The sequence below is a fragment of the Pseudomonas palmensis genome (genome assembly GCF_017848315.1).
Classification (GTDB): domain Bacteria; phylum Pseudomonadota; class Gammaproteobacteria; order Pseudomonadales; family Pseudomonadaceae; genus Aquipseudomonas; species Aquipseudomonas palmensis.
In genome coordinates this window covers 1-8,636 of the sequence record NZ_JAFKEC010000100.1, presented here as the reverse complement: position 1 = coordinate 8,636, position 8,636 = coordinate 1, and the positions used below count along the sequence as shown (strand labels likewise).

The 8,636-nt window shown below is 64.7% G+C and carries 6 protein-coding genes and 3 pseudogenes; 1 reads left to right on the top strand and 8 read right to left on the bottom strand.

The features are described from left to right. From JZZ72_RS27105 to JZZ72_RS28405, 5 genes and pseudogenes are all read right to left on the bottom strand, one after another. A pseudogene (locus JZZ72_RS27105) lies at positions 1 to 206 on the bottom strand (UPF0104 family protein); the annotation flags it as partial. Next, positions 203 to 976: a DUF2334 domain-containing protein gene (locus tag JZZ72_RS27100; RefSeq protein WP_058540899.1), complete on the bottom strand. Its 774-nt coding sequence runs from the start codon at positions 974 to 976 to the stop codon at positions 203 to 205. The gene JZZ72_RS27100 and the pseudogene JZZ72_RS27105, both read right to left, overlap by 4 nt. Next, positions 969 to 2,093, bottom strand: a complete 1,125-nt coding sequence (locus tag JZZ72_RS27095; protein WP_054914809.1) for a glycosyltransferase family 4 protein — start codon at positions 2,091 to 2,093, stop codon at positions 969 to 971. Before JZZ72_RS27095 ends, JZZ72_RS27100 begins: the two co-directional genes overlap by 8 nt. A gap of 135 nt (positions 2,094 to 2,228) precedes the next feature. After that, positions 2,229 to 2,993: a methyl-accepting chemotaxis protein gene (locus tag JZZ72_RS28410; protein WP_370409115.1), complete on the bottom strand. Its 765-nt coding sequence runs from the start codon at positions 2,991 to 2,993 to the stop codon at positions 2,229 to 2,231. Positions 2,994 to 3,086: 93 nt separating this feature from the next. Next, a pseudogene (locus JZZ72_RS28405) lies at positions 3,087 to 4,103 on the bottom strand (cache domain-containing protein); the annotation flags it as partial. A 169-nt stretch (positions 4,104 to 4,272) separates the two neighbouring features. Here JZZ72_RS28405 and JZZ72_RS27085 point away from each other — a divergent pair. Continuing rightward, positions 4,273 to 5,745, top strand: coding sequence for a helicase HerA-like domain-containing protein (locus JZZ72_RS27085; protein WP_210015458.1), 1,473 nt, complete (start codon positions 4,273 to 4,275; stop codon positions 5,743 to 5,745). On the opposite strand, the gene JZZ72_RS27080 is transcribed toward JZZ72_RS27085, so the two are convergent. The 3 genes and pseudogenes from JZZ72_RS27080 to JZZ72_RS27075 all read right to left on the bottom strand — a co-directional run bounded on the left by JZZ72_RS27080 (position 5,716) and on the right by JZZ72_RS27075 (position 8,519). Continuing rightward, on the bottom strand, positions 5,716 to 6,735 hold the full coding sequence (locus tag JZZ72_RS27080) for a Kelch repeat-containing protein (protein ID WP_236066345.1): 1,020 nt from the start codon (positions 6,733 to 6,735) through the stop codon (positions 5,716 to 5,718). The genes JZZ72_RS27085 and JZZ72_RS27080 overlap by 30 nt on opposite strands. Before the next feature lie 29 nt (positions 6,736 to 6,764). After that, positions 6,765 to 6,833: pseudogene (locus JZZ72_RS28400) on the bottom strand (hypothetical protein); the annotation flags it as partial. A gap of 213 nt (positions 6,834 to 7,046) precedes the next feature. Continuing rightward, positions 7,047 to 8,519, bottom strand: a complete 1,473-nt coding sequence (locus JZZ72_RS27075) for an inorganic phosphate transporter (RefSeq protein WP_043862134.1) — start codon at positions 8,517 to 8,519, stop codon at positions 7,047 to 7,049. Positions 8,520 to 8,636 lie beyond the last annotated feature (117 nt).

The window sequence follows — 8,636 nt, the reverse complement described above, 5'->3', positions numbered from 1 at the left end:
CGCCCCAGCGCCGCCCCCTGGGTGCCGAGCAGCAGACGCAGGCGCAGGGCGTTGATGCACCAGCACAGCACGATCATGCCGAACAACCCCATCAGCAGCGCCAGCGGGAACCGCTGCAGGCGCGGCAGCAGGTCGCTGCCGCCCAGCAGCGTCGGTACCAGCAGCGCCAGCAGCAGGGCCAGCGTGAGCCAGCCCAGGCGAGTCATGCGCCGGGCCTGCTGGCCAGCCAGGCCATCTTGGTCATTGGGGTACGGCCCTGCTGCAGCAGTTGCTGCAGGGTGTCGAGCCAGTAGCGGCGCGAATAGGCATGGCGCATGTCCACCGGGTGCAGCCCGAGGCGGATCGTGGCCGCCTGCTGCAGGCGTGCCCGGCGCGCCTCGCTGAGCACTTTCGACAGCCCGCGGCGCCAGGCACTGCGGGCGCTCCACACCAGCCCCGGGGCGTCGATGCGGCTGAAGTCGGGCAGGCGGAACAGGTGCTGCGGGTCGCTGGTGTAGTGCAGCGGGGTTTCGCGCAGGGCCTGGCGAGTGCCTTCGCTCATCAGCCAGGCCGGGGCAACGAAGCCGGTCAGCGGCCAATCGCAGGCCTGGAACAGCTCGATCCCGGCATTCAGGCGATGCAGCGCCTGGGCCTGGCCCAGGGCGTAGAACTCACCCTCCCAGGTATAGATGCGACGCATGAAGTACTCGCGCGGCGAACGTGGCGGCGGACCGTCGTCGGCATGGTAGTAGCCATGCAGGGCCAGTTCGTCGCCCCGGCTCAGTCGCCGCTCCAGCACCTGGCGAAAGGCCGGGGCCTGCTGCACAGGGTTGCGCCGGTGGAAGTCGGGTACCACCAGCAGGGTCATGGGGATGTCGCCCAGGGCGTCGACGGCTTCGACGAAGGGCTGGTAGTCGGGCCAGGTTTCCGGGGCCACGTCGTGCAGCACCAGCAGCACGCTGGGGTGCTGGTTGTGCAGGTCAGGCTGTTCAGGCATGGGCGCGCACCGGTTGCTCGTGATGGCCCAGCACGGCCCGATAGTGTTCGAGCAGGCCGCCGACCACCGTGTCCCAGGCGTAGTGCTGTTCGGCATGCCGGCGTGCCTGCTGCCCCAGTTGCGGTGCGCCGGCCTCGAACAGCTCGCGCACGGCGGCGGCCATCGCCTGGCCGTCGTTGGGTGTGCACAGCCGGCCGTAGCCCGGTTCGACGATTTCGGTAAAGGCCCCGGCCGCTACCGCCACCACCGGGATGCCGCTGGCCATGGCCTCGAGTATCACCAGCCCGAAGGTCTCCTGGTCGCCGGCGTGCAGCAGCGCATCGGCACTGGCCAAAAGGCGGGCGACCTGGGTGGCCGGGCAGAAGTGGTTGATGATGGTGACGTTGGCCGGCACGTTGCTGGGCATGTGCGAACCCACCAGCAGCAGGTGGTAGTGCTTGCCCAGGCGTTTCATGCAGTCCAGCAGCACGGGCAGGTTCTTCTCCCGGGAGCCGCGTCCGGCGAACACCAGCAGGCGCGTGGTGTCGGCCAGCCCCAGTTCGGCGCGCAGGCCGGGGTCGCGATGATCGGGGTGGAAGGTCTGCAGGTCCACCCCGAGGCGCTGTACATGCACATTGCCGATGCCCAGCCCGCGCAGCTTGTCGGCCATCACCTGGCTGGGCGCCAGCACCCGGTCGAAGTTGCCGTACAGCTTGCTGACATAGGCTTCGACATTGGGCGTGAACCAGTGGCCCATGCGGTTGCCGACCAGCAGCGGCAGGTCGGAATGGTAGAACCCGATCACCGGCACATCGAGCTGGCGCCGTGCATCGAGCGCGGCCCAGGCGGTGAGGTAGGGGTCGCCCACTTCGATCAGGTCCGGTTGCAGGTCATGCAGCACGTTGCGCCAGGGCGCCAGACGCAGCGGGAAGCGGTAGCCGTTGCCGAAGGGCAGGGCGGGGGCAGGCACCTGATAGATGCCATTGGCATGGCTGGCGCTGGCGCCGGGGATCAGCAGGCTGTGGCGAACGCCGGGGTTCAGGCCCAGGCGGCGGTGTTTGGCATCAAGATAGGTACGCACACCGCCACTGGCGGGGGCGTAGAACATGGTGATGTCAGCGATGTGCACGATCAGCATCCCTCCGAGACCGTCTTCAGGTTGTCATCGCGCATGGATATGCGGTGGATGACGCGCCCTAGGGTGGACCTCAGTGAAGGATAGTTTGTTCGATCATGTTGCGCGCCCGGCGAGCAAGCCGCCGGGCGCGCGCGGTCAGATGCGGAAGGTACCGACCAGGTGCTTGAGGCGGCCGGCCTGCTGTTCCAGGTCGGAACAGGCACGCAGGGTGGCCTGCAGGTTCTCCACGCCTTCCTGGTTGAGCATGTTGATTTCGTTGATGTCCATGTTGATCGACTCGACCACCGAGGTCTGCTCTTCGGTGGCGGTGGCCACCGACTGGTTCATGCCGTCGATCTCGCCGATACGCAGGGTCACGCTGCCCAGGCGCTCGCCGGCCTGGTTGGCGATCGAGACGCTGTCCTGGCTGTGGCGCTGGCTCTGGCTCATGGTGTCGACCGACTCGCGGGCGCCGACCTGCAGCTCCTCGATCATGCTCTGCACCTGCTGTGCCGACTCCTGGGTACGGTGGGCCAGGTTGCGCACTTCATCGGCCACCACGGCAAACCCGCGCCCGGCTTCACCGGCACGGGCCGCCTCGATGGCCGCGTTGAGGGCCAGCAGGTTGGTCTGTTGCGAGATGCTGGTGATCACTTCGAGAATCTGACCGATGTTCACGGTCTTGCTGTTGAGCGTCTCGATGTGCGAGCTGGAGGTGGAGATAAGGTCCGACAGACGGTTCATCGCCTGGATGCTGCGGTCTACCACCTGCTGGCCCTCTTCGGCCAGGTGGCGTGCAGAGCTGGCCTGCTGCGAGGCTTGCGCGGCGTTATGGGCGATTTCCTGGGCAGCGGCGCCCAGCTCGTTGATCGCGGCGGCCACGCTGTTGGTGCGGTTGGCCTGCTCGTCGGAGTTGACCATCGAGGAGTTGGAGGCGCTGACCACGCGCAGTGCCACTTCGTTGACCTGCTGGGTGGCCGAGGACACTTCGCGGATCGAGCTGTGGATACGCTCGACGAAGTGGTTGAAGGCGCGGCCCAGGGTGCCGAACTCGTCGTTGCTGTGGATGCTCAGCCGCTTGGTCAGGTCGCCTTCGCCCTGGGCGATGTCTTCCATGGCGCGGGTCATGATGTGCAGCGGTTGCAGCAGCACGCGGATGAGCATGCCGAGCAGGGCGATGATGATGGCCACCGCAATCACGGTGACGATCACCGCCGAGGTGCGGAACTTGCTCAGCATCGCGTAGGCTTTTTCTTTATCGATCGAGAGACCGATGTGCCAGTTGGCCGATGGCAGGCCTTTGACCGGTGCGAAACTGAGGATACGGGTCTGGCCGTTGTTCTCGACCTCGGTCAGTTCCTTGGTCAGGCGCGGGGTGTTGTTCGGGTACAGGTCCGACAGCGACTTCATCACCAGGTCCTTGTCCGGGTGCACCAGGATCTTGCCTTGGTCGTTCACCAGAAACGCGTAACCCATGCCGCCGAAATTCAGGGAGTTGATGATCTTGACCAGGGCGTCCAGCTCCATGTCGCCACCGACCACGCCCAGTTCGCGCGACACTGTGGCGTTCATGCCGATCACCATCTTGCCGGTACTGATGTCCAGGTAGGGTTCGGTCAGGGTCGGGCCGTTGGCCGCCATGCTGTCCTTGTACCAGTCGCGGATGCGCGGATCGTAGCCGTCAGGCATCTGGATCACCGGGCGCACGGTGAAGCCGCCGTCGGTCTTGCCCATGTACACCGTGATGAAGCTCGACGCCAGCACCTTCTGGTCCAGCAGCGAATCGAGGTTGCCGGGAGCTGCCGCGATGTTCTGTGCCAGGTTCTCTACCAGCAGCAGGCGTCCTTCGAAGAGGTTCTTGATGTTGGTCGAGGCGGCATCGCCCATTTCGCCGACATAGTTTTCCAGATCTTCGTGAATCGCATTACGCTGCAGGTAATCGTTGTAGAGAGTAAAGAGGGTGAAGGCCACAAGGACGATCAGGGAAGCAGCCAGCAAGATCTTATGGCTGAAACGGAAGCTTTTATTCATGGCGTATTGGGTCCGCTAAGGTCTTTATATCCGGGTCATTCGCACAAAGGCATCTTGAAAGCAGTGCAGTTCCCATGTCCTTGTCGGGCTTTTCCTGACTTTCTGGGTGAAACATCAACACTTGGTATCGGCCGAGTACTACTAAAGCTTGAACAGAGGGTGAAAAAACATGCCTGACTCTTCGCAGTTCATTCTCGGTGCGGACCTGGCGGGGCAGCCGGTGTGCCAGGCCATGCGTCTGGCCAACCGTCACGGACTGGTTGCCGGGGCCACCGGCACCGGCAAGACCGTGACCTTGCAGCACCTGGCCGAGGCCTTCAGCGATGCCGGCGTGGCGGTGTTCGCTGCGGACGTCAAAGGCGACCTGTGCGGCCTGGGTGCGGTGGGCACCCCGCAGGGCAAGGTGGCCGAGCGGATTGCCGGCATGCCCTGGCTCGAGCATCGGCCGCAGGCGTATCCGGTGACCCTGTGGGATGTGCACGGCAAGTCCGGGCACCCGTTGCGCACGACCTTGAGCGAAATGGGCCCGTTGCTGCTGGGCAACCTGCTCGAACTCAACGACAGCCAGCAGGCGGCGCTGTATGCGGCGTTCAAGGTGGCCGATCGCGAGGGCCTGTTGCTGCTGGACATCAAGGACCTCAAGGCGCTGCTCGGCCACCTCAAGGACAACCCGCAGGTGCTCGGCGAAGACAGTGCGCTGATGACCAGCGGTTCCAGCCAGGCCCTGTTGCGGCGCCTGGCGACCCTGGAGCAGCAAGGGGCCGAGGCTCTGTTCGGTGAGCCGGCGTTGCAGTTGCCAGACCTGCTGCAGCCTGCTGCCGACGGGCGCGGGCGCATCCACCTGCTCGATGCCAGCCGCCTGGTGCACGAGGCGCCGAAGGTGTATGCGACCTTCCTGCTGTGGTTGCTGGCGGAGCTGTTCGAGCAGTTGCCCGAGCGTGGCGATGCGGACAAGCCTCTGCTGGCGCTGTTTTTCGATGAGGCTCACCTGTTGTTCAGCGGCACGCCCAAGGCCCTGCAGGATCGTCTGGAACAGGTGGTGCGGTTGATTCGTTCCAAGGGGGTGGGGGTGTATTTCGTGACTCAGTCGCCGGGCGACCTGCCGGACGATGTGCTCGCCCAGCTCGGCCTGCGCATCCAGCATGGCTTGCGTGCGTTCACGGCCAAGGAGCAGAAGTCGCTGCGGGCGGTGGCCGATGGGTTTCGGCCGAACCCGGCGTTCGACACCCTGGCGGTGCTGACCGAGCTTGGCATTGGCGAGGCGTTGGTGGGCACCCTGCAGGACAAGGGCACGCCGGGCATGGTCGAGCGGGTACTGATCGCGCCGCCGCAATCGCGCATCGGGCCGTTGAGCGAGGCCGAGCGGGCGGCGCTGATTGCGGCGTCGCCGTTGCAGGGGCGCTATGACAAGCCGATCGATCGGGAGTCGGCGTACGAGATATTGATGGCGCGCAAGGGGCAGGTGCCATCGGCGCAGCAGGCGCCGGCTGAGGAAAGCCTGGCCGACAAGGCCGGGGAGTTCTTGCAGAGCGCGGCGGGGCAGGCGATCAAGTCGGCGGTGCGCCAGGCGGCCAATCAGTTCGGACGGCAACTGGTGCGGGGCTTGATGGGCTCACTGCTGGGGGGCAGCAAGCGCCGCTGACAAGGCGTCGAGGCAGTGGAGTTGCCGGTTCGCCGGCAAGTTCTCAAGCGGGCCCGAAGGCACCGAGCCGGTACCCTGCGCAGGCTCGGCAGGTTGTGCCAAGGGGCCGCAGCAGTGCTCGCAGCTTCGTGTATAGGCCGTGTCGGGTGTGAGCAGTTGGCCTGCGCACAGCAGCACGCCCTGACCGTCGGGCAGCAACGTGGCGCTGTGGGAGAAACGCGGTTCGTTCAGCTCGCTGCCCAGCACCCATGCATCCTGGCGTGGGTCGTACAGCTCGGTGCTGGGGCGGTAGGGCAGTCTGGTATGGCCGGCCACCAGCAGCCGACCATCGGGCAGCAACGTGGCGGTGTGCCCCTGGTGTCCACGCTGCATGGGCGGGCCACTTCGCCAGGTATTGGTTAGCGGATCGTACAAAAACGATTCCAGTGCACTTTCACCAAACGGCATGCAGGTGCCGCCCGCCACCATCACCTGGCCATTGTTCAGCAGCGTGGCCGTATGCTGCATGCGGGGGGCAGGCAATGGCCTGGTCGGCTCGAACCGCCCGGTCTGCGGGTCGAAGAGTTCACAGTGGGTCAGTGCCTGGTCGGGGGCATAGCCGCCGATAATCAGCACCTTGCCGGAATCGAGCAACGTGGCGCTGTGGGTCATGCGTGCCTGACTGCGCTCACCGAGCTGATACCACTCGTCGCTGGCGACGTCGTACAGCTCGACGATGTCGAGCACTTTACCGGTATCGCCCTTGAGGTGGTTGCCGCCGATGACAAGCACCTTGTTCGTGCCGCCCCACAATGACGTAGCGGTGTGGCTGAAGCGGGCAACCTGGAGGCTGCGCAGCGTTGTCCAGCATGAGCGGATGGGGTCGAAACGCTCGACGTGGTCGCTGGCTTCCCCGGTTTGCGAGCCGCCCACCAGCAGAAAGGACCTGTCGTCGAGAGTGACCGTGAGTTGCGAGAATGCCGCCTTCTGCTTGGGGGCTGATGCGTCCATTCGCGCTGCTCAAAGCTGAAGCGTTCCACGCTGTCGGTGGCAAACCCGCCATTGGTGATGCCGCCGGCAACCAGCACATCGCCATTGGGCAAACGCATGGCGCTGTGCAGGGCCCGGGCGATGAGCATGGCGCCAGCGCAAGCGTGGATATGGCCGTCCTTCGACATGTGCATTCTCCTTGTCGGCGTGAAAAGGAGGGTGCGCTGCAGGTGGCCCATCGTCTACTGACATAAATGACAGTGCGTTTGCGCAGGGCCATGAAAAAGGGCCAGCCAACTGAATGGCTGACCCTTCTGCGGTACTGCGTTATTTCAACCGATGGCTTTGGACGCCAACCAGAACAACCCCGCCGACAAGGCGATGGTCGCCGGCAGGGTCAGCACCCAGGCCAGCAGAATGGTGCGCACGGTGCCGCCTTGCAGGCCGCTCTTGTTCGCCACCATGGTCCCGGCCACACCCGACGACAGCACGTGGGTGGTCGACACCGGCAGGCTGAAGATGTTGGCCGCGCCAATCGCGCAGGCTGCGGTGATCTGCGCCGACATGCCCTGGGCATAGGTCATGCCCTGCTTGCCGATCTTCTCGCCAATGGTCAGTACCACACGCTTCCAGCCCACCATGGTCCCCAGGCCCAGGGCCAGGGCCACCGCCAGGATCACCCAGAACGGCGCGTACTCGGTGGTCGCGGTCAGGTCACGACGCAGTTTGTCCAGGTCGGCCTTTTCACGTGCTTCCAGGCCTGGCAACTTGCTGACCTTTTTCGCCGTGTCATCCAGGCACAGCAGGTAACGCCGCACTTCCACGCGCTTCTCGGCAGTCAGCGAATGGTAGTCCGCCACGCCGTTGAGCGACTGCTGCAGCGCGGTGATGGTCGGCTCGGTCTGTTGCGGATTGCAGCTGAACTGCTCCGGCAGGTCACCGGCCTTGGCCTTGCCCAGTGCCAGGAATTCGCCCAGGGTTTCGCTGTTGCGCTGGTAGAACTGGCTCAGGTGCAGGGTCGCGTCACGAGTACGCTCGATCTGGTAGGTGGTGCTGTTCAGGTCCAGCACGAACTGCGCCGGCACGATGCCGATCAGCACCAGCATGATCAGGCCGATACCTTTCTGACCATCGTTGGAACCGTGCACGAAGCTGACGGCCATGGCCGAAATGACCAGTACCAGGCGGTTCCAGAACGGCGGGTGCTTCTTGTCGTCGAGCTTGCGGCGCTGTTCAGGCGTCTTGTGCATCTTCGACAGCGGACGCCACCACTTCAGGCCGATCAGCACCAGCGCGGCCACGGCAAAGCCGGCCATGGGCGAGAGCACCAGCGACATGCCGATGTCGATTGCCTTCTGCCAGTTGACCCCGTCACCCAGTGGAATGTCGTTGAGCAGCGCGTTGGCCAGGCCCACGCCCAGGATCGAGCCGATCAGGGTGTGCGAGCTGGACGCCGGGATGCCGAAGTACCAGGTACCCAGGTTCCACGCGATGGCCGCGGCCAGCAGCGAGAAGACCATGGCCAGGCCATGCCCGGTGTTCACATTGATCAGCAGCTCAACCGGCAGCAGGTGCACGATGGCATACGCCACCCCGACTCCGCCCAGCAGGACGCCAAGGAAATTGAACACGCCGGAAAAGAACACGGCCAGGTGCGGCGGCATGGCTTTGGTATAGATGACAGTCGCTACCGCATTGGCGGTGTCATGAAAGCCATTGATGAACTCGAAGGCGAGCACGAAGGTCAAGGCGAGCAACAGGCTCACCAGTACCCAGGCATCAAGTCCGCTGAATAAATCGATCATGAAGGAATTCTGACCCGGTCATAAGGGGGCGCGATTATGCCAGAAATCCTGGGTAATCGATGCACTAGGTGCTGACCGGTCGGGGCGCTTTTGCGGGGGGGCAGGGCACTGCAGGAG